The organism is Rahnella rivi (assembly GCF_019049655.1).
Taxonomy (GTDB): Bacteria; Pseudomonadota; Gammaproteobacteria; order Enterobacterales; family Enterobacteriaceae; genus Rahnella; species Rahnella rivi.
Window position 1 is genome coordinate 42,903 of record NZ_JAFMOX010000049.1, and the last position, 26,085, is coordinate 68,987.

Sequence of the window (26,085 nt, forward strand, 5' to 3'; positions counted from 1 at the left end):
TATACAGAGAGGATAAGAAAAATACTATGAATGCTGCAAAATCCATTTTATCTCTGGCGCTACCGGTTTTGCTGACGCTCGCAGGCCCGAACATTGCCCTTGCCGATCCGCCCGCTGAACATTCTGGCGCAGAAGAGATGCCGAAAGCACCTTACCTTTTGGCCGGCGCCCCGACGTTCGAAACAACCCTGATCAACTTTCGGGCAAAGTACAATGAAGCCAATCCAACGCAACAGATTGGTGAATTCCGCTCGATAAATGAAAAAGCGGCCAACAGCCCTCTGACCCGCGCGGCCAGTAAAATTAATGAAAATCTGTATGCCTCTACTGCACTGGAAAAAGGCACCGGTAAAATCAAAACGCTGCAAATCACTTATCTTCCTATCCAGGGGGCAGAAGAAAAGGCCGCCCGCACTCTGGCGATGAGCTATATGGCTAACCTGATGCGCCAGTTTGATGCCACCCTTTCGACAGAGCAAAGCGTGGCAAAAGTGGCGTCGTTGATCCAAAAAGGGAAAGGCCAGCAGTTTTATCAGCAGGAAGTTGGCGCGGTCCGTTTTGTGGTTTCGGATAATGGCGAAAAAGGCCTGACGTTTGCCGTTGAGCCGGTCAAGCTGGCCCTGGCTGAGCCATGAGATGACGGTTTTTAATGACGAAAAGCAAAGCCTTTATCTTCAATGATCTCTATACTGTTGCACAGGTAATCTGCTTGTTTGGCAGAAATTTTAATCGACATTCGCGTCCCCTTTTGGAGGAAAAAACATGCGACATCCATTAGTGATGGGTAACTGGAAGCTCAACGGTAGCACCCACATGGTTAACGAACTGATTGCTGCTCTGCGCACTGAACTGAGCACGGTCGAAGGTTGTGGCGTTGCGATTGCTCCACCAGAAGTTTACCTGTCACAGGCTAAACACGCTCTGGCTGGCAGCCGCATTGCGTTGGGCGCTCAGAACGTTGACGCTAACCTGTCCGGCGCATTCACCGGTGAAATCTCTGCCGACATGCTGAAAGATATCGGTGCGAAATACATCATCATCGGTCACTCAGAACGCCGCACTTACCACAAAGAAAGCGATGAGTTCATCGCCAAGAAATTCGGCGTGCTGAAAGACGCTGGCCTGATCCCTGTTCTGTGCATCGGCGAAACTGAAGCAGAAAACGAAGCGGGTCAGACTGAAGCCGTTTGCGCTAAACAACTGGACGCCGTTCTGACCACCCTGGGCGCAAAAGCGTTCGAAGGTGCGGTTATCGCTTACGAACCCGTATGGGCGATCGGTACCGGCAAATCAGCCACGCCTGCCCAGGCTCAGGCTGTACACAAGTTCATCCGTGACCACGTTGCAAAACAAGACGCTGCGGTTGCTGAACAAGTGATCATCCAGTACGGCGGTTCTGTTAACGCGGCTAACGCGGCAGAACTGTTCACTCAGCCAGACATCGACGGTGCACTGGTTGGCGGCGCGTCACTGAAAGCAGATGCTTTCGCTGTGATCGTTAAAGCGGCAGCTGAAGCTAAACAAGCGTAAGCCTGTTTCTTTCGCGCACAAAAAACCCCGGCACGCCGGGGTTTTTTATTGCCTGAATTTACTGCTCGGCATTAACGCTTAGAGATTTGGTCGAAAATCCCGTCAGTCGCGAAGTGCTCTTTCTGCGCCTGAGCCCAGGTGCCTGCAACCTGATCAATGGTGAACAGCTTCAGTTTAGGGAATTCAGACGCAAACTTTTTCTCTACTTCAGGGTCACGTGGACGATAATAATTTTCCGCCGCGATAGTTTGGCCTTCCGGTGAATACAGGTATTTCAGATAAGCGTCCGCTACGGTGCGACTGTCACGCTTGTCGACCACTTTATCCACCACAGAAACTGTCGGTTCAGCCAGGATTGACTCACTCGGTGTCACAATTTCAAACTTGTCTTTGCCGACTTCCTTGGTCGCCAGCAGCGCTTCGTTTTCCCATGCGATCAGCACATCACCGATACCGCGCTCAACGAAAGTGTTGGTTGCGCCACGGGCGCCGGAATCCAGCACTTCAACGTTTTTATACAGCGCTTTCACAAAGTCCTGCGCTTTGGCTTTGTCATTATTGTTGTGATGCAGGGCATAACCCCACGCAGCCAGATAGTTCCAGCGTGCGCCGCCTGACGTTTTAGGGTTCGGCGTAATCACTGACACGCCCGGTTTGATCAAATCATTCCAGTCATGAATTTGTTTCGGGTTGCCCTTACGCACCAGGAACACAATGGTGGAGGTGTAAGGCGCGGAGTTATCCGGCAACCGGGTGATCCAGTTCTTATCGATGCGACCACGTTCAGCAATCGCATCAACATCATAGGCCAGTGCCAGGGTCACAACATCTGCTTCAATACCATTGATGACCGAAGTGGCCTGCTTGCCCGAGCCGCCGTGAGACTGGCGTACTGTGACCGTGTCGCCGGTTTTTCCCAGCCAGTATTTGCTGAAGGCTTTATTGTATTGCTCATAGAATTCGCGGGTTGGATCGTACGACACGTTCAGAATCTGAATGTCTTTGGCAATCGCCCCTGTTGCTACCAGCAGTAAAGCCAGGCCTGCACCCCATTTACGCATCGCACTCTCTCCCAGAAGTAGTTTCTATGAATTTCATTTGTTTGGTCTGATGAAGAGAGCCTGCCAGAGAAAAAGAAAACGAATAAAGAATAAAAGGTTTTTTACTATTACTTTATGGAATAACCAGAAAGCAGGTCAAAAAAAACCTCCCGTTAAGGAGGCTCTTTCACACAAGTAAAATTCTGTTTTAGAACAGTTTTTTCGCTGTGTCGTACCAGTCTTCTTTGAATTTACTTTTCTTGTTCTCTGGGGAAATACACACAGAGATTAATTCATGAACCATTTTCTCGTTTTCAACACCGACGCAGAAACCGCCATGGGTGTAGTCACGGCCTTCTTCCAACAGCAGGTCGACGGCATAAGCGCCCATGCGGGAAGCCAGGATACGGTCGTAAGCGACTGGCGCACCACCGCGCTGGATATGGCCCAATACGGTGCCACGCGTTTCACGACAGGTTTCTTTCTCGATGTATTTAGCCAGCTCATCGATATCATCTAACTTTTCAGTGATAGCAACGATGGCGTGCTTTTTACCTTTCGCGATACCGGCTTTAATTTCAGCAACCAGATCATCACGTTTGAATTCAACTTCAGGAATAGCGATAAACTCGCAACCACCGGCAATGGCAGCTGCCAGAGTCAGGTCACCGCAATAACGGCCCATCACTTCCACGATAGAAATACGCTGATGTGAAGAGGAGGTATCACGCAGGCGGTCAATCGCTTCAACCACAGTACCCAGAGCAGTGAAGAAACCGATAGTGTAGTCGGTACCCGCTACGTCGTTATCGATAGTTCCTGGCAGGCCGATGCAACGAATGCCGCCTTCTTTCGTCAGCAGGTCTGCACCTGCGTAGGAGCCATCACCCCCGATCACCACCAGGCCGTCGATACCGCGATCTTTCATATTCTGCAGGGCAACTTTACGCATGTCCGGATCACGGAACTCAGGGAAACGCGCAGAACCCAGGAAAGTACCACCGCGGTTGATCATATCTGACACGCTATAGCGGTCCAGTTTTCTCATGCGGTTTTCATACATGCCGAGGTAGCCATCTTCAATACCGAAAACTTCCAAATCTGCCGATAAAGCCGCACGCACAACGCCACGGATCGCAGCATTCATGCCTGGGGCATCGCCACCGCTTGTCAGTACACCAATTTTTTTGATCATGACTACCTCTGAACTTGTAGATGCAATTTCTTAAGAATTTTGAGCCTGCCTGTTGGGCGAATTTACTTTAAGCAGCCAAAGGGCTTATTAGCGTTTGAGCCTATAGTATAACAAAACACCGGAGCTGAATTGATTCAAGTCAGCAAGAACTCGCTTACAACGCTCTGTACTTCGCAATTTACTGATTCATACGGCTTTTACAACATATTTCCCGTTCGTTACAGACAGATTTCCAGCTTGTTAATTCAGCTTTATGAGAAAGAGGGCAAACTCAGGACAAAAAAAACCCCACCTTTCGGTGGGGGAAGACAGGGATGGTGTCTATGGCAAGGAAAAACAGGGATCTTACTCGGTCGTGCTGGTACTACTCGTCTTCTGGGCAGAAGAGGGTTGTAAGCCAGATAACTGCATTTGCATTTGTTTAATGCGCTGCTCGTGTTTCTGGTTCAATACGTTTTTTTGCTCAGGCGTCAGCAGATTAAACATCTGATTGCGGATGCGGGCCATTTCAACCTGTCGATCCACCTGCTCCTGAGCCATCAATTCGGCTTGCGCCCGAACAGCCTGCTGATCGAATTTCTCAGCGGTAACCAGCCGGTGCATTGTTTCTAACTGTTCTACATTAATATCAGGCAAATCTTTACGCGCCTGATGCATGAGGTCACGCATTTGCTGTCGTTGTTGCTCCGTCAGATTTACACCATCAAACATGGTGTTGCGATCCTGAGGCTTCTCCAACATCGTGCTATTATGTTCTGCTGGCATCGCCGACATCGGTTTTGCACCCTCTGCTAAAGCGACACCTGAACCCAGTGTCAGTAGCGTGGCCAAACCCAGTGAAGCTGCCTTAAACATCACACACTCCTAAAGTCTTTATCGCTTATCGCGAATCATTGAAAAGCAGTCTAAACCTGCTGCTGCAAACAAGCGTCAGTGCTTGTAAAAGTACGTAAAGTCATGGAATAGCGGCAATTGATGACGTATTTTGCGTCTAGAGGTAAATACAATGAATAAAATTTTGTTAGTTGATGATGACCGTGAACTGACTTCACTTTTGAAAGAATTGCTCGAAATGGAAGGCTTTAATGTTGTGGTTGCTCACGATGGTGAGCAGGCATTAGAGAAAGTTGATAACACCATCGATCTGCTGTTGCTTGACGTCATGATGCCGAAGAAAAACGGCATTGAAACCCTTAAAGAATTACGCCAGCGCCATCAGACGCCGGTGATTATGTTAACCGCTCGCGGCAGTGAATTAGACCGTGTTCTTGGCCTCGAACTGGGTGCCGATGACTATCTGCCAAAACCGTTTAATGACCGTGAACTGGTTGCCCGTATTCGGGCGATGTTGCGTCGTTCCAACTGGAGTGAACAACAGCAAACCAATGAGAACAACGGTTCCCCTACGCTGGAAGTGGATGGCCTGCAACTTAACCCGGGGCGTCAGGAAGCCAGCTTCGATGGTGAGGCGCTGGACTTAACGGGTACCGAATTTACCCTGTTGTATTTACTGGCAAAACATCTCGGCCAGGTGGTTTCCCGTGAACATCTGAGTCAGGAAGTGCTGGGTAAACGTCTGACGCCGTTTGACCGCGCGATTGACATGCATATCTCGAATTTGCGCCGTAAATTGCCCGACCGTCAGGACGGACATCCGTGGTTTAAAACCTTGCGCGGACGCGGCTATCTGATGGTTTCTGCTTCATGATAAACAGCCTTACGGCACGCATTTTTGCCATTTTCTGGTTCACATTAGCCCTGGTGTTAATGTTGGTACTGATGGTGCCGAAACTCGATTCACGCCAGATAACGCCGTTGCTCGATAACGAACAACGGCAAGGCCTGATGATTGAACAACACGTCGAAGCTGAGCTGGTGAACGATCCGGCAAATGATTTGATGTGGTGGCGCAGATTGTTTCGCGCAATTGATAAGTGGGCTCCGCCCGGCCAGCGTTTACTGCTGGTCACCAGCGAAGGTCGTGTGATAGGCGCACAACGCAATGAAATGCAGATTGTGCGTAACTTTATCGGTCAGTCTGATAACTCAGATCGTCCGAAAAAGAAAAAATACGGTCGTGTTGAAATGGTTGGCCCGTTCTCAGTTCGGGACGGCGAAGACAATTACCAGCTCTATCTGATGCGCCCGGCCAGCAGTTCTCAGTCTGATTTCATCAATCTGATGTTCGACCGCCCACTGTTGCTGCTCATCGTGACCATGCTGATAAGCGCCCCGCTACTACTTTGGCTGGCGTGGAGTCTGGCAAAACCGGCGCGTAAGCTTAAAAATGCGGCAGACGACGTGGCCCGGGGAAATCTGAAACAGCATCCGGAGCTTGAAGCCGGGCCGCAGGAATTCCTCGCTACCGGCGCCAGCTTTAATCAGATGGTGAGTGCGCTCGAACGCATGGTGACGGCACAGCAACGCCTGATTTCGGACATCTCGCATGAGTTGCGCACACCTCTGACGCGTCTGCAACTGGCTACTGCGCTGATGCGCCGTCGTCACGGTGAAGGTAAAGAGCTGCAACGCATCGAAAACGAAGCCCAGCGTCTTGATAGCATGATCAATGACTTACTGGTGCTTTCACGCAGTCAGCATAAGAATGAGTTGTCCCGTGAAACGCTGAAAGCCAATGAGTTGTGGGCTGGCGTGATTGACGATGCGCAGTTTGAAGCCGAGCAAATGGGCAAAACGCTGGAGGTAACGTCACCTCCGGGTCCGTGGAAACTCATCGGTAATGCGGCTGCTCTCGACAGTGCACTGGAGAATATTGTGCGTAACGCCCTGCGTTATTCACATCACCATATCGCACTGAATTTCGCCCACGACAGTGACGGGATCACCATTACCGTAGACGATGATGGTCCTGGCGTCAGTGAAACCGACCGTGAACAGATTTTCCGTCCGTTCTATCGCACTGATGAAGCGCGCGATCGCGAGTCTGGCGGTACCGGGCTTGGCCTGGCTATCGTCGATACGGCCGTTCAGCAGCACCGTGGTAAGGTCAGGGCGGAAGACAGCCCGTTGGGTGGCCTGAGACTGATTATCTGGCTGCCACTGCACCAGCGTTAAGTTTCTGCTATTCTGCGTCCCTCTATCAGGGGGACGCATGCTTAACATCGTTTTATTTGAACCAGAAATCCCGCCAAATACCGGCAACATTATCCGCCTTTGTGCCAATACCGGCTGTCAGCTTCATCTCATCGAACCCCTGGGTTTCGGCTGGGACGATAAGCGTCTGCGCCGTGCCGGGCTGGATTACCATGAATTCGCCAATATCAAACATCATGCGAATTACGACGCCTTCCTCAGCAGCGAAAATCCACAACGCCTGTTTGCACTGACCACCAAAGGTACGCCCGCGCACAGCGCCGTCAGCTATCAGGACAATGATTTTTTGGTGTTCGGCCCCGAAACCCGCGGCCTTCCGGCATATATCTTAGATAACCTGCCCGCCCGACATAAAATCCGCATTCCAATGCTGGCAGAAAGCCGCAGCATGAATCTGTCGAATGCCGTTTCGGTGGTGGTGTATGAAGCGTGGCGCCAGCTGGGATACCCTGGCGCATTACTGAAGGAATAACGGGGCAGCAAGAGAAGAGAATGGCATGCAGAGGCATGCCATCAAAGTGTCAAATCCCATCTCCGAATTCGAAACCCTGCACAATACCGTTAAAGTGCTGATCCATATCCATTGAAGGGCGTTCGCTCTCCGGCCTGCCGACGATGCGTGCCGGCACACCTGCAGCGGTGGTGTGTGCGGGTACTGACTGCAATACCACTGACCCCGCACCGATTTTTGCACCCACGCCAACTTCAATGTTACCGAGAATTTTCGCGCCTGCGCCAATCATCACACCTTCACGAATTTTCGGGTGGCGGTCGCCGCAAGTTTTACCGGTACCGCCGAGTGTGACCGATTGCAGAATCGAAACGTCATTTTCTACCACGGCAGTTTCACCAATCACAATCCCGGTGGCATGGTCGAGCATGATGCCGCAACCAATGCGTGCCGCCGGGTGGATATCCACGCCAAAGGAAACGGAAATTTGATTCTGGAAATATATCGCCAGCGCTTTGCGGTCCTGCTTCCACAGCCAGTTGCCGATGCGATAAGCCTGCAACGCATGGAACCCTTTCAGGTAAAGCAGCGGGGTGGAATATTTGTCGACGGCGGCATCGCGCTGATGCACCGCCAGGATGTCGCGCGCGGCAGAAAGGATCATTTGTTCATCGTTACGATAGGCTTCTTCGACAACTTCACGGATCGCCATCGCAGGCATGATCGGGTTACCCAGCTTGTTGGCAAGGATGTAGCTCAGCGCGCCGCCCAAGGTTTCATGCTTAAGTAACGTCGCGTGGAAGAAGCTCGCCAGCATAGGTTCACACTCAGCCAGTGCTCGCGCCTCTGATTTAATGTTATTCCAGACCAGCTCTAATTCTTCTAACGACATCACTGTTCCTTACGACTTTGCAAGTTCGGATAATAAAAAGCCGCCCTGTCGGGAACACCAACAAGGTGGCTATTCTTCTCATTCGCCTGTCAGTGGCTGTGTTTTTCGTCCTTGCTCGCACGGGCAAGTAAACTGATTGCGGCCTCACGGGCATCTTTACCGCAGTAAAGCACCTGATAAATCTGTTCCGTGATCGGCATTTCAACGTTATTACGCTGCGCCAGAGCCCGTACTTCTTTGGTATTGCGATAACCTTCAACAACCTGGCCGATGGTGTCCTGAGCGGTCTGAACATCCTTGCCTTGCCCCAGCATAATGCCGAAACGGCGGTTGCGGGACTGATTGTCTGTGCAGGTTAACACCAAATCACCTAAACCTGCCATGCCCATAAAGGTGGCAGGATCGGCGCCTAAAGCGGAACCTAAACGCGTCATTTCCGCCAGACCACGTGTGATTAACGCCGTTCTGGCATTGGCACCAAAGCCAATACCGTCAGACATCCCGGCTCCGATGGCAATCACGTTTTTAATCGCCCCGCCCAGCTGCACACCGATAAAATCAGGGTTGCTGTAGACACGGAAGCTTTTGCCGCAATGCAGCAACTGCTGTAAATCTTCGGCAAAACTGGCATCGGTCGCCGCCAGAGAAATTGCCGTTGGCATACCTGCCGCCAGTTCTTTGGCGAAGGTTGGGCCGGAGACAACCGCTAACGGAATAGCATCACCCAGCTCTTCACGCGCGACATCCTGCAACAACCGACCGGTTTCTGCTTCAAGACCTTTCGTCGCCCACACGACTCGCGCATCAGGGCGCAGATGTGGTTTCAGCTGACGCAGCACATCACCAAACACATGGCTCGGCACAACAACCAGCACATTCCGGCTGGCCGCTAACGCGACGGACAGATCAGTCTCAAGCAGTAAATTGTCAGGGAAAGGGACATCAGGAAGGAATTCCTGATTACAACGGGCACGTTGTAAGGCGTTGATGTGGTCGGGATTGTGTCCCCACAGCACAACGGGATGGCCATTTCTGGCAAGAGTAATTGCTAAAGCGGTGCCGTACGATCCGGCACCGATTACAGTCATTGACGCATTGACGGTTTTCATCAGGCATCCTGATGTGGTTCAGCACCTTCGGTTTCAGCTTGCTGTTGCAGATAGTTCATGAACAGCGCGTCGAAGTTAACAGGTGCCAGATTCAGTTGCGGGAAGGTACCGCGGGAAACCAGGCTGGTGATGCACTCACGGGCATACGGGAACAGGATGTTCGGGCAATATGCGCCCAGGCAATGTGCCATCTGGTTGCCATCAATACCGGAGATGCTGAAGATACCGCCTTGCTGAACTTCGCACAGGAACGCCGTTTCGTCGCCCAGTGAAGAAGTTACTGTTACACGCAATACCACTTCGTACACGCCTTCAGCCAGTTGGCTGGATGCGGTATCAAGATCCAGTTTCACTTCTGGTTGCCAGTCTTGCTGGAAAACCTGAGGTGCATTTGGCGCTTCGAAAGAGATGTCTTTGGTGTAAATACGTTGGATCTGGAAAGCCATCTCGGTGTTGTTTTGTTCTGACATGTGAGTAGTACCCTTGAGTTAATAGTCCTTTTAAACACTTAACGAAAATACGCTGCCGCCAAATTAACCCAGCAACGGGTCAAGGCCACCGCGTGCATCAAGTGCATGTAAATCATCGCAACCGCCAACGTGCTGTCCATCGATAAAAATCTGAGGAACGGTGGAACGACCGCTACGGGCGATCATTTTTTCACGTTTATCTGCATCGCCATCAATGGCAATTTCATCGAATGAAGCGCCCTTGCTGTTCAGCAAAGCTTTCGCACGATGGCAATAAGGACAGGTTGCCTTGGTGTAGATTTCAATTTTAGCCATGTGTTCCACCTCTAAGTCGTAGATTTTAATGCCGTTGCGATTGGGCTGAGATCTTACTTACCGCGCGCCAGTGGCAGGTTTTCACCGCTCCAGCCGCTGATGCCTTCTTTCAACGTGAACACACGCTCAAAACCGGCGGCGATCAGGCCTTCAGCTGCAGTACGGGAAGTTTGGCCCGTTGCACATACCACGATGACCGGCTGTGCTTTGTGTTTTGTCAGCTCACCCAGATTGTTGCTTTTAATGTCTGTGGTCAGCACATTTAAAGAGGTGGCGATGTGGCCTTTGCGGAACTCTTCACGCGTACGCACATCGACAACGACGGCATCTTCTTTGTTGATCAGGCGGGTTGCTTCACCACGGGTGATCTCTTTCACTTTAGAAAAACGTGTTTTAAAGGTGGTCACAATTACTGCAATCAGTAACGCAACCCACGCCAGGCTGAGAACCGGATGCGCACTGATGAATGGCATAATATCTTGCATGGGGTGTAGCAACTCCCGTCAGTTGGGGGAAAATTCAAGGCTTCAGAGTATACCTGCGCGTCGGAGCAAATACAGCCAGTATGCGCGGGCTAATGCCACAATCTGCGGCACATCCCGAGAAATTAGCACGCCTTTATGGCGAAAGTTAACCCTCACCTCACCCCATCTTTGATCTCTCACGGCTATTCACCTTTCCCGCTGAGGTAAAATCAGCCCGCGTAAATGTCCATAGCCGCGCCCGTTTCCCCTGTTGAGCCGGCGAGGCTATTGAGCATTTCATCTTTCAAACTGAGGTCAATTGACATGTCGAGCAACAAAAAACCGATGGTTCTGGTGATTCTTGATGGTTACGGCCATCGTGAAGAGCAACAAGACAACGCCATTCTGAATGCCAAAACACCGGTGATGGATTCTCTGTGGGCGACCCAGCCTCATACACTGATCGCCGCCTCCGGCCTGGACGTTGGCCTGCCTGACGGCCAGATGGGTAATTCTGAAGTCGGCCATGTCAATTTAGGCGCGGGTCGCATTGTGTATCAGGACCTGACCCGCCTTGATAAAGAGATCAAAGAAGGCGATTTCTTTAATAATAGCGTACTGACTGCCGCTGTTGATCGCGCCGTCAGCGCGGGCAAAGCTGTCCACATCATGGGTCTGCTGTCTGCAGGCGGCGTGCACAGCCATGAAGACCACATCATGGCGATGATTGAGCTGGCAAACCGTCGCGGCGCAAAAGCGATTTATCTGCATGCATTCCTCGATGGCCGTGATACACCGCCGCGCAGCGCAGAATCCGCATTAAAACGCTTCTCTGAAAAATTCGCTGAAATCGGCACTGGCCGTATCGCCTCCCTTATTGGCCGTTACTACGCCATGGATCGCGATAACCGCTGGGATCGCGTACAACTGGCCTATGACCTGATGACACAGGCAAGCGGCGCGTTCACCGCCGATACCGCGTTAGCAGGCCTGCAAGCTGCGTATGCCCGCGATGAAAATGATGAATTCGTGAAACCTACCGTCCTGCAAACAGCCGGTGAAGAAACCGCAGCCATCAACGATGGCGATGCGATGATCTTCATGAACTTCCGTGCTGACCGTGCACGTGAAATTACCCGCGCCTTTATCAGCCCGGACTTCGACGGTTTTACCCGCGAAAAAGTGATTAACTTCGGCGATTTCGTGATGCTGACCGAATATGCCGCTGACATTGATGCTGCCTGCGCCTACCCACCGGCGTCACTGAAAAACACCCTGGGCGAATGGCTGATGGCGCATGACAAAACGCAACTGCGCATCTCCGAAACCGAAAAATATGCCCACGTCACCTTCTTCTTTAATGGTGGGATGGAAGATGCGTTTACGGGTGAAGATCGTATTCTGGTGAAATCACCGAACGTCGCCACATATGATTTACAACCGGAAATGAGCTCTGCTGAACTGACAGACAAACTGCTCGGCGCCATCGCCAGCGGTAAGTACGACGCCATTATTTGTAACTACCCGAATGGCGATATGGTCGGCCATACCGGTGTATACGAGGCGGCAGTCAATGCGGTGGAAACGCTGGATAAATGCGTCGCGCAGGTTGTTGATGCAGTGAAAGCCGTCGGCGGCCAATTGCTGATCACCGCCGACCACGGTAACGCAGAGCAAATGCGTGATCCCGCGACCGGTCAGGCGCATACCGCGCACACCAGCCTGCCGGTTCCACTGATTTATGTGGGTGGCAACGCAGTGGCAGTGGAAGGCGGTAAACTGTCTGATATCGCACCGACCATGCTCTCACTGATGGGAATGGACATTCCGCCAGAAATGAGCGGCAAACCGCTGTTTATCGCGCGTTAATTTCCTAAAAAGCGCTGAAACACAGGCGTATCAGCTCAGGCTGGTACGCCTTTTTTGTTTGTGCATCAGCCGGTTGATTAGTGTTACGATACGGCCAGGGACAGCCATATTGTCTATCATCCACGGTCGACAAGCGGAAAAAAGTTTGAGCAAATTCATTCATTTCAGCCTGATGAGAAATCGCCTTTCCGCTTCGGACAAGGGCGCATCCGCCTTCCCATCTTCAGCCTTATTACTCTGTGCCTCACTACTGACGCTTTCCCTGAATGCCCACGCTGATGACAATAAAGATCAGCTCAAAACCATTCAGCAAAACATCGCAGAAAAAGAAAAAAGCGTTAAGCAGCAGAAACTGCAACGCGGCACGTTGCTGCAACAATTGCAGGCGCAGGAAAAAACCATTGCTTCAGCCAGCAGCGAACTTCGCGGCACGCAATCCACGCTAACCACGCTCGGTAAAGAGATCTCCGGGCTGACGGCGTCTATCGACAAGTTGCAGAAACAGCAAAAAACCCAGGAAGCCATCCTCGCCAAACAGCTCGATTCCGCTTTTCGTGTGGGCCAGCATAAAGGTCTGCAACTCCTACTAAGCAGTGAAGAGAGTGAACGCAGCGAGCGGATCCTGGCGTATTTCGGCTACCTGAACGAAGCCCGGCAGAAGAGCATCGAAGAACTGAAACAGACGCGCACCACGCTTGGAGAACAGCGGGTTTCTCTGCAATCCAAACAAACCCAACAGAAAAGCCTGTTAGGCGAGCAGCAAACCCAGCAGCAAAAGCTGGAGCAAGCTCGCTTAGCACGTAAGAAAACGCTGACGGCGCTGGAATCCTCTTTGCAAAAAGATGAACAGAGCCTGACTGAGCTGCGCGCCAACGAATCCAGTCTGCAAAACAAAATTGCCGCCGCTGAACGTGCGGCAAAAGCCCGTGCAGAAAAAGAAGCACGTGAGGCCGCAGCGGTCAGGGCCAAAGAGCAGCAGGCGAAGAAAAAAGGGTCAACCTATAAACCCACCCAAAGCGAGCAATCACTCATGGCGCGTACGGGCGGGTTGGGCAGGCCATCAGGCCAGAATATGTGGCCAGTGAATGGTTCGTTGATACACCGTTTCGGCGAACAGTTACAGGGTGAACTACGCTGGAAAGGCATCGTGATTTCAGCGCGTGAAGGCAGTGATGTCCGGGCGATCGCTGAAGGCCGCGTCATTCTGGCAGACTGGTTACAAGGCTATGGTCTGGTTGTGGTCATTGATCACGGCAGGGGCGATATGAGTTTGTACGGATACAACCAGGATGCGCTGGTCAGCGTAGGCGACCAGGTGAAAACCGGTCAGGCTATTGCCAAAGTAGGGAACAGCGGCGGACAAGGCCAGCCATCGCTGTATTTTGAAATTCGTCGTCAGGGCCAGGCCGTTAATCCACAGCCGTGGTTGGGAAGATAGCATTGCGATACAAAAAGTCCGTTTTAGTTGCCCTCTGTGGTACTGCGTTATTCGTTTGTCAGGTTCAGGCAGCGAAATTATCCATCCTGATCGATGACTTTGGTTATCGTCAGCATGAGGAAAACCAGGTACTTCAGATGCCAAAAGCGGTATCCGTCGCCATTTTCCCCAATGCCCCTGATTCGCAAATGATGATGAACAAAGCCCATCAGCAGGGACGTGAGATCCTCATTCACCTGCCGATGGCGCCGCTCAGTAAGCAACCGCTGGAAAAGGATACCCTCACGCCGTCAATGAGCGCGGCTGAGGTCAAACGTATCGTTGATCAGGCCATCCGCAATATTCCCTACGCCATCGGCATCAATAACCATATGGGCAGCGCGATGACCTCAAGCCGCAGCGGCATGGACAATGTCATGCAGGCGATGAACGCCCACAATCTGTTTTTTCTCGACAGCATGACTATCGGCAATACCCAGTCGGTCAATGCGGCTCAGGGAACGCGCGTGAAAGTCATCAAGCGCAATGTCTTTCTGGATGATGTGCAAAATGAGGGCGAGATCCGCCGTCAGTTTGAACGCGCCATTCAGCTGGCACGTAAGAATGGCTATGCGATTGCCATCGGGCATCCGCATCCGGCGACAGTAAAAGTGCTGCAACAAATGCTGCCGAATTTGCCTTCCGATATTGTTCTGGTACGGCCAAGTGAGTTACTTAACGAGCCGGTACGCAGCTCATCATCAGCGGGTAAACCGCCGAAATCGACATCGGTAAAATCCGCGAGCAAAGGCATCAGCGTGTGCCGTGTGAAACAGCCTGCTCCGCAGATTTACGCAGATACGATGTTTAAAGTTATCGGTGAAAGCCTGGCAACATTACCGGCTGTGGTATTCATTGAACGTCAGTATCATATTTTGACCACGTCTGTGGGATCGGCACCGGTTGAGCCGCATGCCGACACCACACCCGAGGCGAAGAAATAAAACACGTACGCAACGTATTGATAAGCAAGCTCATAGCGCCTAAAAGCAAATAGGTAGAGCTTAAAGAATTTGCCCCTTATAATGGGCGCTGCATGTTTTTGGATTCAGACTGCGCAGGGGCGCTCATAAATGGGACAAGATCGATCTAAAATTCTGCTGCTCGACAGCGGCAAAGAATGGGGAGGTGGCACTAACAGTATGTTAGAGCTGCTGAAAAGAATCGATCGGGAAAAATTTGAAATCAGCTGCTGCTTTTATAACGATTACGCGCGTGATAATGGGGAAACCATCAGCCAGATCCTGAACTCGCTGAATATTCCGGTCTTCTTCATTCCGCAGGTTAAGCAACCTGCATGGGCAAAAATCAGTAAAGAAGTGCTGCGTACCATGTTTTTCTTCAGCAGTGCCCTGCGCCAGAAAGCCATTTACTCCATCGATAAAATCTGGCGCATCAATCCCAATATCCGCAAAATCCACTCCCTGCTGGAGCTTGGACAGTTCGACATTTTATATATGAATAATCAGCCCAGCTCTAACGTTGAAGGCTATTATTCCACCACCGGTTTACCGACAGAAATTGTGCAGCATTGCCGCATTGAGCCGGTCCTTAACCGCGATGTCGTGCGGATTGTGAACAAGTTCTGCCACAGCATTATTTCTGTGTCTCAGGGCGTTCAGGAACAATTGCTTAAGCGCGGCGTGCGCAGCGAATTATGTTTCACCGTTTTCAACGGCATTGATATTAATCAGCCGCTGCCTGATGGCAAAAATATTCGCCGGGAGCTGGATGCTAAAGACGATACCTTCATCTTTGGCAGCATCGGCTCTCTGATCAACCGCAAAGCCCATCACTTCACCTTGCTGGCGCTGGATAAATTCAACCGCGCCTTTCCTGAAGCAAAATGGAAGATGGTTTTTGTGGGCGAAGGCCCAAATTTGCGTCGCTTAATCCAGCAGGCTGCCAGCCTGAATATGATGGATAAAGTGGTGTTCACCGGCTTTCAAAATAATGCGCTGGAATATCTTTCCGCTTTCGATGCCTTTATCCTGGGATCGAAAAGTGAGGGCCTGCCGCGTGTTGTTCTGGAATCTATGTTATTGAAAACCCCAGTGATTGGTTCCAATGTCACCGGCACGGCCGAGCTTGTGAAGAATACTGAAACGGGCATGTTGTTCGAGTACGGCGACGTTGAGATGCTGTTTAACCATATGAAAACGCTGTATCTCAATGAGCATCTCCGCCACGAGATCGCGCAGCGGGCGAACCTTAATGTTCGCGATAAATTTGCCATTGAGAAGTATGTCTCTGGCGTAGAAACCGTTTTAAGCAGTGTCAAAAAGAAACAAGGCTGAACATGTTCAAATTTCTGAATTCAAAATATCGTCATATTCTTTCGCGTCACAATCTGCCTTACGCGCAGACGCTGACTGCCGGTATGCCAAAGAACAGCGTGACGTCTGTGGTGATCCCTTCCACGGGCGCTGACTATATTGAAGAAGCCTGTTTGTGCGCCGAGTTTGCCGACAAATTTGCCACTGAGTTACAGGAAATCGTCATTGTTACCGATCAGGACGCCAGCCAGTTCAGAACGCTGCCAGAGAAAGTCCGTATTGTGACGCTCAGTCCTGAAACAAAATCCGGCGACTATCGCTATAAGCAAATTTACCTGAGCCGGTTGATCAAACTGATGGCGCCCTTGCAGGCCAGAACTGACGGTATTTTGATGATCGATTCAGATTTGAATCTCCTGAAAATGCCGGAAATTCAGTTGCATGAAAATCACATTTATTCGAGTTTCCGTCAGGGCAAAATGATCGCAAAACTCGACGGTTGCGATCCGGCCAGCATTCCGGCTTATTACAAAGACAGCGTGCGACCTTACATCGTTGACCACGTTAACGGGGCATTCTTGGCGGCAACGCGCAAAACCTGGGAACGCCTGTGCCCGCTGTGGATTATGTTTTTCCGCGATACCTGGAATATTCTGCCTGATAACCAGCCACCCACGGATCAACTGCCGCTCGCTGCCATGCTCGATACGCTGGACATCCAAAGCGTCAATTTAGGCGACTGGATGAACTGGCCGGTGTCGAAGAAAATTGGTGGCACGCCGTCAGTCATTCCAAAAGAAGTGATTGGCGCGCACGGGGGTTTCCCGCTGTCTGAATGGCAGAAATATCTGGCCTCGCCGGATAATGAGTTGCTGTTTAAAGGGCAGGATTACACCCGCAAAGTGCGCTACCTCACCGATGCCGAGAAGCAAGCGGCAGATCCCACGCTGTAGAATGTATTGTGGTACGAAAATAAAAGGCCCGCTGATTTTGCGGGCCTTTGTCATTGAAGCGTTGTGTTACCAGTCGAGAATAACTTTGCCTGAATGCCCTGAACGCATGGCATCGAAGCCTTTCTGGAAGTCATTAATGGGGAAATGATGGGTAATCAGCGGTGTGAGATCTAAACCAGACTGGATCAGCGCCGCCATTTTGTACCAGGTTTCGAACATCTCACGCCCGTAAATCCCTTTGATAAACAGACCTTTGAAGATTACCTGATTCCAGTCGATCGCCATTTCGGTCGAAGGAATGCCCAGCATCGCAATCCGGCCGCCGTGATTCATCGCGCTGAGCATGCTGCGAAATGCAGCCGGCGCACCGGACATTTCCAGACCGACGTCAAACCCTTCCGTCATTCCCAGCTCTTCCATCACTTCAGGCAGGCTTTGCTGGCTGACATTCACCGCACGGGTGACGCCCATTTTTCGCGCCAGCTCCAGCCGGTATTCGTTCATATCCGTGATGACCACGTGGCGCGCACCGACGTGCTTGCAGATGGCCGCCGCCATGATACCGATCGGCCCGGCACCACTGATCAGTACATCTTCACCCACCAGATCAAACGACAGTGCGGTATGCACCGCATTGCCCAGCGGGTCGAAAATAGCGGCCAGATCATCAGAAATGTTATCCGGAATTTTAAAAGCATTGAACGCGGGCAACACCAGATATTCAGCAAACGCACCAGGCCGGTTAACGCCGACGCCCTGCGCATTTCGGCACAAATGCGTGCGGCCACCGCGACAATTGCGGCAATGCCCGCAGGTGATATGCCCTTCGCCGGAAACACGGTCGCCGAGACTAAAGCCTTTAACTTCCTGCCCGATCCCGACCACTTCACCGACGTACTCATGGCCGACCACCATCGGCACCGGAATGGTTTTTTGTGACCATGCATCCCAGTTGTAGATATGCACATCGGTGCCACAGATCGCCGTTTTGCGGATTTTAATCAGCAAATCGTTATGGCCCATTTCCGGCACCGGCGCATCGGTCATCCAGATGCCTTCTTCACGTTTCAGTTTCGCTAACGCTTTCATGGACATTCCTCAGGCGATCACGCCAAGTTTTTTACCGATACGGATGAAAGCGTCAACGGCCTGTTCGATCTGTTCAGTCGTATGGGCGGCTGACATTTGGGTGCGGATCCGCGCCTGCCCCTGAGGCACAACCGGGTAGAAGAACCCGGTCACGTAAATCCCTTCCTGCTGAAGTTGGGCAGCAAAATCCTGCGCCAGCCGTGCCTCGCCCAGCATCACCGGAATGATGGCGTGATCGGCACCTGCCAGGGTAAACCCCGCCGCCGTCATTTTTTTGCGGAACAGTTTGGAATTGGAGAGCAGCTTCTCGCGCAGCTCACTGCCGGCTTCGAGCATGGATAACACTTTTATCGAGGCAGCAACGATCGAAGGGGCCAGCGAATTCGAGAACAGATAAGGTCGCGAGCGCTGGCGCAGCCAGTCGATGACCTCCTGTCGTGCGGCGGTATATCCACCCGATGCCCCACCCAGCGCTTTGCCGAGCGTACCGGTGATAATATCAACGCGGCCCATCACATCGCAGTATTCATGCGTTCCGCGCCCTTCTGCACCGACAAAACCGACCGCATGGGAATCATCGACCATCACCAGCGCATCAAAACGCTCCGCCAGATCGCACACGCCTTTCAGGTTGGCGATCACCCCATCCATCGAAAATACACCGTCGGTCGCGACCAGAATATGGCGCGCACCGTCGTCTTTTGCCTGCTGTAAACGGGCTTCCAGCTCGGCCATATTGTTGTTGGCGTAACGATAGCGTTTCGCTTTGCATAACCGTACACCGTCAATAATGGAGGCATGGTTGAGTGCGTCCGAAATAATCGCGTCTTCTTCTCCCAGGAGGGTTTCGAACAGGCCGCCGTTTGCATCGAAACAGGAGGAATAGAGAATGGCATCGTCCATACCCAGAAAATCTGCCAGACGATGTTCGAGCTCTTTATGGGTATCTTGTGTGCCGCAAATAAAACGCACCGAAGCCATGCCGAAACCGTGGCTGTCAAGACCGGCCTTGGCGGCCCGGATTAATTCAGGATGGTTCGCCAGCCCGAGATAGTTATTGGCGCAAAAATTAATGACCGGCTTTCCACCCGCGACCGAAACTTCGGGCTGCTGCGGAGTGGTCAGAATACGCTCTTCTTTAAACAGCCCTTCAACCCGCGCCTGATCGAGCTGATCTTCCAACTGGCGATAAAACGAAACAGACATACAGTATTCTCCTGAAATGACTCATTCACGGAATACATTACTAATCTGCATATGAAATAACGATGAAAACGCTCACAAAATCTTCATTTTGCAGCATACTTCACGCCTTACGCTCTGAAACATAAGAATGCGTGATATCGGACACCTTCCCAATGTGAGCTTGATAATGAAGTGTTATGATATTGCCAACTGTATAAATCACGCATGGTGCGTGATTTTAAAATGATTAAAGGTGAGTCCCATGATAATCGTCACTGGCGGCGCTGGTTTTATCGGCAGCAATATTATTAAATCGCTCAATGATATGGGATACCGCGATATTTTAGTGGTCGATAACCTGAAAGACGGTACCAAGTTCGTCAATCTGGTTGATCTGGATATTGCGGATTACTGCGACAAAGAAGATTTCATTGCCAGCATCGTCGCGGGTGATGATCTGGGTGATATCGACGCGATCTTCCATGAAGGCGCCTGCTCTTCCACCACCGAGTGGGACGGCAAATACATGATGGATAACAACTATCAGTATTCGAAAGATATCCTGCACTTCTGTCTGGACCGGAGCATTCCCTTCCTTTATGCCTCTTCCGCCGCCACTTACGGCAGCCAGAGCACCAGCTTTGTGGAAGAGCGTCAGTACGAGCAACCGCTGAACGTTTACGGCTACTCCAAATTCCTGTTTGACCAGTATGTTCGCGAAATTCTGCCGCATGCTGAATCGCAAATCTGTGGTTTCCGTTACTTCAACGTGTATGGCCCGCGTGAAGGCCATAAAGGCAGCATGGCCAGCGTTGCGTTCCATCTGAACAACCAAATCAACGCCGGTGAGAATCCAAAATTATTCTCCGGCAGCGAAGGCTTCAAACGCGATTTCATCTATGTCGGTGACGTGGCCGCAGTAAACCTGTGGTTCTGGCAGAACGGCGTATCCGGTATTTTCAACTGCGGGACTGGCCGTTCAGAATCTTTCCAGGCCGTGGCAGATGCCGTGGTGGCTTACCACAAGTCGGGCGATATCGAATACATTCCGTTCCCGGAAAAACTGAAAGGTCGTTATCAGTCCTTCACTCAGGCTGATATGACGGCTCTGCGTAAAGCAGGCTACGACAAACCGTTTAAAACGGTTGCCGAAGGTGTGACGGAATACATGAGCTGGCTCAACCGCACAGTCTAAGAACCGCACATTGAGGAATGGATTAACGGTATGAAAATACTGGTAATTGGGCCGTCATGGGTCGGTGACATGATGATGTCACAAAGTCTTTACCGCACCCTGAAACTGGCGCACCCGGATGCACAAATTGACGTGATGGCGCCTGCATGGTGCCGTCCGCTGCTCGACAGGATGCCAGAAGTGAATCGGGCATTGTCGATGCCGTTGGGTCATGGCGCTCTGGAACTGGGTGAGCGCCGCCGTCTGGGCCTTTCTCTGCGCAAAGAACAGTATCAACGCGCATACGTTTTACCCAACTCGTTTAAATCGGCGCTGGTTCCCTTTTTTGCGCGCATTCCTCAACGTACAGGCTGGCGCGGTGAAATGCGCTATGGTCTGCTGAATGACGTGCGCGTTCTGGATAAAGCAGCCTTTCCGCTGATGGTTCAGCGCTATGCCGCGCTGGCTTACGATGCTCCACGCATTAAAACAGCCGCCGATCTTCCGCAGCCCATTTTGTGGCCGAAATTGCAGGTTAGCGAAGCTGAAATCGCCGCCGTCACCGCCTCGTTCAATGTCGATAACGCCCGCCCGCTGATTGGATTCTGTCCAGGCGCGGAGTTTGGCCCGGCAAAACGCTGGCCGCATTATCATTATGCCGCGCTGGCGGAAAAGTTGATCCACGAAGGTAATCAGGTGGTGCTGTTTGGCTCGGCGAAAGACCACCCTGCCGGAGAACAAATCCGCCTTGCTCTGTCTGAGAGTGCGCAGCCTTTCTGCCTCAATCTCGCGGGAAAAACATCTCTGGATCAGGCCGTCGTCATGATTTCTGCCTGTCACGCCGTAGTCAGTAATGACTCCGGTCTGATGCACGTCGCGGCTGCGCTGGATAAACCGCTGGTGGCGCTCTACGGGCCAAGCAGCCCTGATTTCACGCCGCCTCTCAGCCGTCAGGCAAAAGTTATCCGTTTGATCACCGGCTATCATAAAGTCCGTAAAGGCGATGCTGAAGAAGGTTATCACCAGAGCCTGATTGATATTCAACCAGAGCAGGTTTATCAGGAATTAAATCAGTTACTGTGCACAAGGAAGGAGCAGTAATGCGGGTTCTCATCGTCAAAACCTCGTCAATGGGCGACGTATTGCACACGCTTCCTGCGTTAACGGATGCCATGAGGGCTATTCCTGGGATCCGCTTTGACTGGGTCGTGGAAGAGGGATTTGCACAGATCCCTGGCTGGCACCCTGCCGTAGACCGGGTGATCCCGGTCGCCATAAGACGCTGGCGTAAAAACTGGTTCGGTTCTGAAACCCGTCAGCAGCGCTGTGATTTCAAACGTGAAGTGCAGTCTCAGACCTATGACGCCGTGATCGACGCACAGGGCCTGATGAAAAGCGCGGCATTGGTCACCCGTGTCGCTAAAGGCGAAAAACACGGTCAGGACTGTAAAAGTGCCCGTGAACCTTTTGCCAGCTGGTTCTACAACCATCGCCATGAAATCGATAAAAAACAGCATGCGGTAGAACGTACCCGGGAGCTATTTGCAAAAAGTCTGGGCTATGAAAAACCTGCGACTCAGGGTGATTACGCCATTGCAGCACGATTCCTGTCACACCTTCCCGCCGATGCGCACGAGTATTTGGTGTTTCTCCATGCAACAACCCGCGCGGACAAACACTGGCCAGAATCACACTGGCGTAAACTGATTGAACTGCTGAGCGCGCAACACATCCGCATCAAGCTTCCCTGGGGAGCAGAGCACGAATATCAAAGAGCATTACGTCTGGCAGAGGGCTTTCCTGATGTCGAGGTTTTACCAAAACTGAGCCTGGAAAATGTGGCGGAGGTTTTAGCCGGTGCCAAAGCAGTCGTGTCTGTCGATACCGGGTTGAGCCATCTGACGGCTGCACTTGATCGGCCTAATATCACGCTCTACGGACCGACGGATCCGGGATTGATCGGCGGCTACGGGCAGAATCAGTTCATTCTCAAAGCACAGAACAATTCGCTGGAAAACCTGACGGCCGAGCGCGTATTTAAGCAACTGAATGAGATGATCTCCGCGGAAAAGGAAGCGAGCAAAGTATGAGCTACGTGATAATTTTTATCTTGCTGTGGCCATTCAAAATGCTAATGAAACCTTTTCATCGAAGCACTGGCCGCAATCTGGTTATCCAAACCGCCAAGATCGGGGATTTCGTTAATATCACCCCGCTGCTGAAGCATTTAAAAAAATCTGACGTGCTGATCAGTAAAACGGTGTTACCGCTTGCCGCGCACGATACGACGATTGAATCCATTTATCTGATTGAAGATTATAAAAAATCTTTATTCTCCAAGATCCGTCTGGCGTTTCATTTTCTGAATCGCTATGACCGCGTTTTTTTACTCCAGCCAAACAGCGTGAATGCTTTTTATGCCGCCTTCTGCAATGCCAGTTATAAAGCGTTTCTGATTGCCTACACCCGTAAGTGGTACCACGGCATTTTTTATCAGACGGCAGATGTGGTCAGGGTGCACCGAAAAACCGACTTCACTCTGGAAAGCTATCTGAAGCTGGCAGATCCTGTTCTCACCGCTGAAAGTTATAAAAAACATGCCACCTGGCCGCTTTATGTGCCGGAAGAAAACCTTCCTGAACTCGCTATAAAAGAAACGATAAGAATAGGCATCAGCATTTCAGCGGGAAATAAGGCAAAAACTATCCCAACCGACGTCTGGATAAAAATACTCGATTGCCTGAAGGGTCTGCCTTGTCAGTTTTATGTTTTTGGCCCTGAGAACGAACAGCCCTATCTCGACCAGTTGCTGAAAAAACGGAATGACAATAAAAACATCACCAGCCTGATAGGTAAGCTGAAATTGCATGAAGTGCCGTATGCCATTTCGCAGATGGATGTGTATATCGCCTCCGACTCGGGCAATATTTATATTGCCGATGCCGTCGACGTCCCGGTGGTGTGTCTCGCGGGCCCTTGTGATTTGGCCGAGCAACATCCAACCTTTGCTGCATTAATTTTATCGCCGGAAGATGAAAGCCTTTCGCCGGAATCCTTTATATTCTCTGCACCTTACACGTTCAGACACAGTGCGGAACAACTGTTTTCGCTGAGTGATTCACAGCTAAACCAGATACGTTCTTTTGTCGTCAGTAATACAAGTCAGGAACAGCACCATGCCTAATCAGGAATACCTGAGTTATCTTGAGCAGAAAGAAGAGCTCGTTAACAATTTAGGGTTTTCAGACTTGCCGGTTGTCCATATCGCGTTCGGTATTAATAACGCGTATGCGCGCGGCATGGGGATCACTGTGTTTTCAGTTATGGAAAATAATCCTGACTTAGCTTTCCACATCCACGTGTTTGGCAGTCCGCTTGATGAGAAGTCAAAATCATTACTTCTCGAACTGGCCGCAAATCGTCCTTTAGCCATCACCTGCAATGTTTTCAAAGAATCGGCTTTTACCGACTTGCCGCTGATAGGGCGTTACCCACAGGCGATTTATTATCGTTTGTTTATTCCCTATCTGCTTGCTGATGTGACATCAAAATTCATTTATCTCGATGCTGATACATTGTGTGTAGGCAGCTATAAAGAGCTGCATGAAAAAGATATAAGCCGTTACACACTGGCGGCGGTGAACGATACCGAAAGAGCTCGCAATAAACTTTGCCCCCATTTAGGGCTGACCAGCGGGAATTACTTCAACTCTGGATTTTTATATATCAACATCCCGATGTGGATTGAGAAGAAAACGACGGAGAGAATCATTCAGACGCTGGCAATTCATGGCACAGAACTCAGGTTTCCGGATCAGGATGCACTCAATATTGCTCTGGAGCATGAGGTATTACTCCTGCCTAAAAAATATAACCTGGTGTGCGATATCATCCTGAACAAAGTCGGTAAAAAAACACCGGTGCCTGAAGATGCAATCCTGATTCATTACACAGGTAAATGTAAACCATGGCATCGCTGGGGTATGGGCGAATTAGCCAGTCTCTATGATCAGTACTATGCAAAATCGCCATGGCATGACGTTCCACATGATATGCCTGTCTCTTACAAAGAGATGAAGCGTTATGCGCAGGCACTTTGGCATGAACATCAATATGTGAAAAGCTTAAGTTGGATGTTTAAATACATGAACACTAAAATCTTCAGGAAGCACTCTTCATGATCAGGAACTGGCTATCGGCGATTAAGCAGTCATCAGTTGATGATAAGCTTGCTGCTGTGTTCTTCTTATTTACGGCAATATCTGTTTCGTTTTTCATGTATTCCGGTGAAGTGACGCGTAACTTCTTTTATATCATTACTTACATCGCCATCATTTACTTCCTGTACATCACATTTAAAAAAGAAAAGAAAATCCATTTCTATATTTTCGCCTGGGCCGTGTTTATTTTAGGTGTCAGTAAATTACTTTGGGTTGCGTTAACCACCAATGAACAGTATCCGTTAATTGCCTACCATTATCAGATCAGTGGTAAACGCCTGATACTCGCCGCCTTTGTTCTGTACGCCATTGAGCACAATGTGAAAAAGTGGGAAATCTCCACGTTAACGATGCGCACCGGTGTGACCATCATGACGGTGCTTTTCATTATTATCGCCGTTACCCATATCGCGGTTTACCTGAAAACAGGCGACCGGATAAAAATTAACTCTGATGCCTCCACATCAGGAGCCTATACCTTCACCATTTTCTCATTACTGGTCATGTACAGTCTGAAATATTATGCACTTAAGCATTACAGACTACCGTGCCTGATTATTATGACGATGACTTTTGGTGTTCTTGCTGCAACAGAAACACGCTCAGCCATTATGCTGTTCACCTTATTCAGCGCAGTGAGTATTCTTTATGATTTCGCAAAGAGTTCGCATACCTCGAAAATAATTTACGGCTTTGCGATTGGCGGTTTAATTTTAGCTGCGGTGATTTCAGGTCACCCTTATTATAATCGTGTGGTAGAGCGTATCGATAATCTCCAGCACGAAGTGAATTCTTACAGTCAGGGGGATCGTAATACTTCCGTTGGTGCCCGTTTTTCAATGTGGCGTGCCGGCATAGAGGTATTTAAACAGCATCCGCTGGGCCAGTCGGCTGACAGCCGTAACGCGCTGGCGACCCAATATATTGATCAACATGAAGGTGGCAATCCGGAGGCAATCCGTAATTTATCCTTCCACCTACACAATGACATTCTCGACAGCCTTTCCCTGCAGGGGATTTTCGGCGGCATTATCATGGTGATGTTCTTCGCGGTGTTGCTACTTTATCCCTTTAAGCTGGTGCCAAAAGGTTACGAATTTTTACTGCTCTCCGTTCCGGTGATTTTTTTCAGTCAGGGCGATACCCAGTTCTACAACCGTGAATCGCCGTACTTTATTGTACTGGTGTTCGGTTACCTGCTGATGCTGAGAATGTGTGACCGCTCTTCGTCAGTAAAACAGTGATTTTTACGGGGAAGTGAA

Annotated in this window: 26 protein-coding genes; 16 read left to right on the forward strand and 10 right to left on the reverse strand. The window is 50.7% G+C overall.

Annotated elements, in window-relative coordinates; translation table 11 throughout:
• Nucleotides 1-26 precede the first annotated feature (26 nt).
• Both J1779_RS05300 and tpiA read left to right on the forward strand, forming a co-directional pair.
• Entirely contained in the window at nt 27-635 is a 609-nt protein-coding gene (locus tag J1779_RS05300) for a DUF1454 family protein (RefSeq protein WP_056774560.1), read from the forward strand.
• 127 nt (nt 636-762) lie between these two features.
• Nucleotides 763-1,530, forward strand: a complete 768-nt coding sequence (gene tpiA / locus J1779_RS05305; protein ID WP_122097084.1) for a triose-phosphate isomerase — start codon at nt 763-765, stop codon at nt 1,528-1,530.
• A 71-nt stretch (nt 1,531-1,601) separates the two neighbouring features.
• On the opposite strand, the gene J1779_RS05310 is transcribed toward tpiA, so the two are convergent.
• The 3 genes from J1779_RS05310 to cpxP form a co-directional block, all read right to left on the reverse strand.
• Nucleotides 1,602-2,591, reverse strand: coding sequence for a sulfate ABC transporter substrate-binding protein (locus J1779_RS05310; RefSeq protein ID WP_056774555.1), 990 nt, complete (start codon nt 2,589-2,591; stop codon nt 1,602-1,604).
• Between the two features lie 187 nt (nt 2,592-2,778).
• Nucleotides 2,779-3,765, reverse strand: a complete 987-nt coding sequence (gene pfkA, locus J1779_RS05315; RefSeq protein ID WP_056774553.1) for a 6-phosphofructokinase — start codon at nt 3,763-3,765, stop codon at nt 2,779-2,781.
• Between the two features lie 345 nt (nt 3,766-4,110).
• On the reverse strand, nt 4,111-4,620 hold the full coding sequence (gene cpxP / locus J1779_RS05320; protein ID WP_056774550.1) for a cell-envelope stress modulator CpxP: 510 nt from the start codon (nt 4,618-4,620) through the stop codon (nt 4,111-4,113).
• A 151-nt stretch (nt 4,621-4,771) separates the two neighbouring features.
• On the opposite strand from cpxP, the gene cpxR reads away from it, so the two are divergent.
• Genes cpxR through trmL form a run of 3 tightly spaced genes read left to right on the forward strand, consistent with a single transcriptional unit; the run spans nt 4,772 to nt 7,351 of the window.
• The gene (cpxR, locus tag J1779_RS05325) at nt 4,772-5,473 is read left to right on the forward strand and encodes an envelope stress response regulator transcription factor CpxR (protein ID WP_056774547.1); all 702 of its coding nucleotides are present in this window, start codon (nt 4,772-4,774) and stop codon (nt 5,471-5,473) included.
• A complete protein-coding gene (cpxA, locus tag J1779_RS05330; RefSeq protein ID WP_056774544.1) occupies nt 5,470-6,840 on the forward strand; it encodes an envelope stress sensor histidine kinase CpxA in 1,371 nt (456 codons plus the stop codon). The genes cpxR and cpxA overlap by 4 nt, the downstream gene beginning before the upstream one ends.
• Before the next feature lie 37 nt (nt 6,841-6,877).
• Nucleotides 6,878-7,351 (forward strand): tRNA (uridine(34)/cytosine(34)/5-carboxymethylaminomethyluridine(34)-2'-O)-methyltransferase TrmL, encoded by a 474-nt coding sequence (trmL, locus tag J1779_RS05335; RefSeq protein ID WP_056774541.1) that lies wholly within the window; start codon nt 6,878-6,880, stop codon nt 7,349-7,351.
• A 49-nt stretch (nt 7,352-7,400) separates the two neighbouring features.
• On the opposite strand, the gene cysE is transcribed toward trmL, so the two are convergent.
• The 5 genes from cysE to J1779_RS05360 form a co-directional block, all read right to left on the reverse strand.
• On the reverse strand, nt 7,401-8,222 hold the full coding sequence (gene cysE, locus J1779_RS05340; RefSeq protein WP_056774538.1) for a serine O-acetyltransferase: 822 nt from the start codon (nt 8,220-8,222) through the stop codon (nt 7,401-7,403).
• An 89-nt stretch (nt 8,223-8,311) separates the two neighbouring features.
• Nucleotides 8,312-9,331 carry an NAD(P)H-dependent glycerol-3-phosphate dehydrogenase gene (gene gpsA / locus J1779_RS05345; RefSeq protein WP_056774536.1) on the reverse strand — a complete coding sequence of 340 codons (1,020 nt, stop codon included), beginning with the start codon at nt 9,329-9,331 and terminating at the stop codon, nt 8,312-8,314.
• Nucleotides 9,331-9,801: a protein-export chaperone SecB gene (secB, locus tag J1779_RS05350; protein ID WP_056774533.1), complete on the reverse strand. Its 471-nt coding sequence runs from the start codon at nt 9,799-9,801 to the stop codon at nt 9,331-9,333. The genes gpsA and secB overlap by 1 nt, the downstream gene beginning before the upstream one ends.
• A gap of 63 nt (nt 9,802-9,864) precedes the next feature.
• Complete coding sequence (grxC, locus tag J1779_RS05355; protein ID WP_056774530.1) at nt 9,865-10,116, reverse strand: glutaredoxin 3; 252 nt, start codon at nt 10,114-10,116, stop codon at nt 9,865-9,867.
• Nucleotides 10,117-10,169: 53 nt separating this feature from the next.
• Nucleotides 10,170-10,601: a rhodanese-like domain-containing protein gene (locus J1779_RS05360; protein WP_056774527.1), complete on the reverse strand. Its 432-nt coding sequence runs from the start codon at nt 10,599-10,601 to the stop codon at nt 10,170-10,172.
• Nucleotides 10,602-10,904: 303 nt separating this feature from the next.
• On the opposite strand from J1779_RS05360, the gene gpmM reads away from it, so the two are divergent.
• The 5 genes from gpmM to J1779_RS05385 all read left to right on the forward strand — a co-directional run bounded on the left by gpmM (nt 10,905) and on the right by J1779_RS05385 (nt 17,155).
• On the forward strand, nt 10,905-12,449 hold the full coding sequence (gene gpmM / locus J1779_RS05365) for a 2,3-bisphosphoglycerate-independent phosphoglycerate mutase (RefSeq protein WP_136376075.1): 1,545 nt from the start codon (nt 10,905-10,907) through the stop codon (nt 12,447-12,449).
• A gap of 172 nt (nt 12,450-12,621) precedes the next feature.
• Nucleotides 12,622-13,887 (forward strand): murein hydrolase activator EnvC, encoded by a 1,266-nt coding sequence (envC, locus tag J1779_RS05370; RefSeq protein WP_238485073.1) that lies wholly within the window; start codon nt 12,622-12,624, stop codon nt 13,885-13,887.
• A gap of 2 nt (nt 13,888-13,889) precedes the next feature.
• Nucleotides 13,890-14,870, forward strand: a complete 981-nt coding sequence (locus J1779_RS05375) for a divergent polysaccharide deacetylase family protein (RefSeq protein ID WP_217203032.1) — start codon at nt 13,890-13,892, stop codon at nt 14,868-14,870.
• 129 nt (nt 14,871-14,999) lie between these two features.
• Nucleotides 15,000-16,223 carry a glycosyltransferase gene (locus J1779_RS05380; protein WP_217203033.1) on the forward strand — a complete coding sequence of 408 codons (1,224 nt, stop codon included), beginning with the start codon at nt 15,000-15,002 and terminating at the stop codon, nt 16,221-16,223.
• Between the two features lie 2 nt (nt 16,224-16,225).
• Nucleotides 16,226-17,155, forward strand: a complete 930-nt coding sequence (locus J1779_RS05385) for a hypothetical protein (RefSeq protein ID WP_217203034.1) — start codon at nt 16,226-16,228, stop codon at nt 17,153-17,155.
• Nucleotides 17,156-17,221: 66 nt separating this feature from the next.
• On the opposite strand, the gene tdh is transcribed toward J1779_RS05385, so the two are convergent.
• On the reverse strand, nt 17,222-18,244 hold the full coding sequence (tdh, locus tag J1779_RS05390; protein WP_217203035.1) for an L-threonine 3-dehydrogenase: 1,023 nt from the start codon (nt 18,242-18,244) through the stop codon (nt 17,222-17,224).
• A 9-nt stretch (nt 18,245-18,253) separates the two neighbouring features.
• Entirely contained in the window at nt 18,254-19,450 is a 1,197-nt protein-coding gene (gene kbl, locus J1779_RS05395) for a glycine C-acetyltransferase (protein ID WP_217203036.1), read from the reverse strand.
• 241 nt (nt 19,451-19,691) lie between these two features.
• Here kbl and rfaD point away from each other — a divergent pair, with 241 nt between their 5' ends.
• Genes rfaD through J1779_RS05425 form a run of 6 tightly spaced genes read left to right on the forward strand, consistent with a single transcriptional unit; the run spans nt 19,692 to nt 26,067 of the window.
• The gene (gene rfaD, locus J1779_RS05400; protein ID WP_112165143.1) at nt 19,692-20,624 is read left to right on the forward strand and encodes an ADP-glyceromanno-heptose 6-epimerase; all 933 of its coding nucleotides are present in this window, start codon (nt 19,692-19,694) and stop codon (nt 20,622-20,624) included.
• Between the two features lie 30 nt (nt 20,625-20,654).
• On the forward strand, nt 20,655-21,704 hold the full coding sequence (rfaF, locus tag J1779_RS05405) for an ADP-heptose--LPS heptosyltransferase RfaF (RefSeq protein WP_217203037.1): 1,050 nt from the start codon (nt 20,655-20,657) through the stop codon (nt 21,702-21,704).
• Nucleotides 21,704-22,693 (forward strand): lipopolysaccharide heptosyltransferase RfaC, encoded by a 990-nt coding sequence (rfaC, locus tag J1779_RS05410; protein ID WP_183850471.1) that lies wholly within the window; start codon nt 21,704-21,706, stop codon nt 22,691-22,693. The genes rfaF and rfaC overlap by 1 nt, the downstream gene beginning before the upstream one ends.
• Complete coding sequence (locus J1779_RS05415; RefSeq protein WP_217203038.1) at nt 22,690-23,787, forward strand: glycosyltransferase family 9 protein; 1,098 nt, start codon at nt 22,690-22,692, stop codon at nt 23,785-23,787. Before rfaC ends, J1779_RS05415 begins: the two co-directional genes overlap by 4 nt.
• A complete protein-coding gene (locus J1779_RS05420; RefSeq protein ID WP_056774486.1) occupies nt 23,780-24,784 on the forward strand; it encodes a glycosyltransferase family 8 protein in 1,005 nt (334 codons plus the stop codon). Before J1779_RS05415 ends, J1779_RS05420 begins: the two co-directional genes overlap by 8 nt.
• Entirely contained in the window at nt 24,781-26,067 is a 1,287-nt protein-coding gene (locus J1779_RS05425; RefSeq protein WP_217203039.1) for an O-antigen ligase family protein, read from the forward strand. Before J1779_RS05420 ends, J1779_RS05425 begins: the two co-directional genes overlap by 4 nt.
• The last annotated feature ends 18 nt before the right edge of the window (nt 26,068-26,085 follow it).

Coding starts and splice junctions, on each gene's coding strand:
- tpiA (WP_122097084.1), top strand. CDS start 763: ATGCGACATCCATTAGTGATGGGTAACTGGAAGCTCAACGGTAGCACC.
- cpxR (WP_056774547.1), top strand. CDS start 4,772: ATGAATAAAATTTTGTTAGTTGATGATGACCGTGAACTGACTTCACTT.
- grxC (WP_056774530.1), bottom strand. CDS start 10,116: ATGGCTAAAATTGAAATCTACACCAAGGCAACCTGTCCTTATTGCCAT.
- rfaF (WP_217203037.1), top strand. CDS start 20,655: ATGAAAATACTGGTAATTGGGCCGTCATGGGTCGGTGACATGATGATG.
- J1779_RS05385 (WP_217203034.1), top strand. CDS start 16,226: ATGTTCAAATTTCTGAATTCAAAATATCGTCATATTCTTTCGCGTCAC.
- tdh (WP_217203035.1), bottom strand. CDS start 18,244: ATGAAAGCGTTAGCGAAACTGAAACGTGAAGAAGGCATCTGGATGACC.
- secB (WP_056774533.1), bottom strand. CDS start 9,801: ATGTCAGAACAAAACAACACCGAGATGGCTTTCCAGATCCAACGTATT.
- cpxP (WP_056774550.1), bottom strand. CDS start 4,620: ATGTTTAAGGCAGCTTCACTGGGTTTGGCCACGCTACTGACACTGGGT.
- J1779_RS05420 (WP_056774486.1), top strand. CDS start 23,780: ATGCCTAATCAGGAATACCTGAGTTATCTTGAGCAGAAAGAAGAGCTC.
- rfaC (WP_183850471.1), top strand. CDS start 21,704: ATGCGGGTTCTCATCGTCAAAACCTCGTCAATGGGCGACGTATTGCAC.
- rfaD (WP_112165143.1), top strand. CDS start 19,692: ATGATAATCGTCACTGGCGGCGCTGGTTTTATCGGCAGCAATATTATT.
- kbl (WP_217203036.1), bottom strand. CDS start 19,450: ATGTCTGTTTCGTTTTATCGCCAGTTGGAAGATCAGCTCGATCAGGCG.
- cpxA (WP_056774544.1), top strand. CDS start 5,470: ATGATAAACAGCCTTACGGCACGCATTTTTGCCATTTTCTGGTTCACA.
- J1779_RS05415 (WP_217203038.1), top strand. CDS start 22,690: ATGAGCTACGTGATAATTTTTATCTTGCTGTGGCCATTCAAAATGCTA.
- J1779_RS05425 (WP_217203039.1), top strand. CDS start 24,781: ATGATCAGGAACTGGCTATCGGCGATTAAGCAGTCATCAGTTGATGAT.
- cysE (WP_056774538.1), bottom strand. CDS start 8,222: ATGTCGTTAGAAGAATTAGAGCTGGTCTGGAATAACATTAAATCAGAG.
- pfkA (WP_056774553.1), bottom strand. CDS start 3,765: ATGATCAAAAAAATTGGTGTACTGACAAGCGGTGGCGATGCCCCAGGC.
- gpmM (WP_136376075.1), top strand. CDS start 10,905: ATGTCGAGCAACAAAAAACCGATGGTTCTGGTGATTCTTGATGGTTAC.
- J1779_RS05380 (WP_217203033.1), top strand. CDS start 15,000: ATGGGACAAGATCGATCTAAAATTCTGCTGCTCGACAGCGGCAAAGAA.
- trmL (WP_056774541.1), top strand. CDS start 6,878: ATGCTTAACATCGTTTTATTTGAACCAGAAATCCCGCCAAATACCGGC.
- J1779_RS05310 (WP_056774555.1), bottom strand. CDS start 2,591: ATGCGTAAATGGGGTGCAGGCCTGGCTTTACTGCTGGTAGCAACAGGG.
- J1779_RS05360 (WP_056774527.1), bottom strand. CDS start 10,601: ATGCAAGATATTATGCCATTCATCAGTGCGCATCCGGTTCTCAGCCTG.
- envC (WP_238485073.1), top strand. CDS start 12,622: ATGAGAAATCGCCTTTCCGCTTCGGACAAGGGCGCATCCGCCTTCCCA.
- gpsA (WP_056774536.1), bottom strand. CDS start 9,331: ATGAAAACCGTCAATGCGTCAATGACTGTAATCGGTGCCGGATCGTAC.
- J1779_RS05300 (WP_056774560.1), top strand. CDS start 27: ATGAATGCTGCAAAATCCATTTTATCTCTGGCGCTACCGGTTTTGCTG.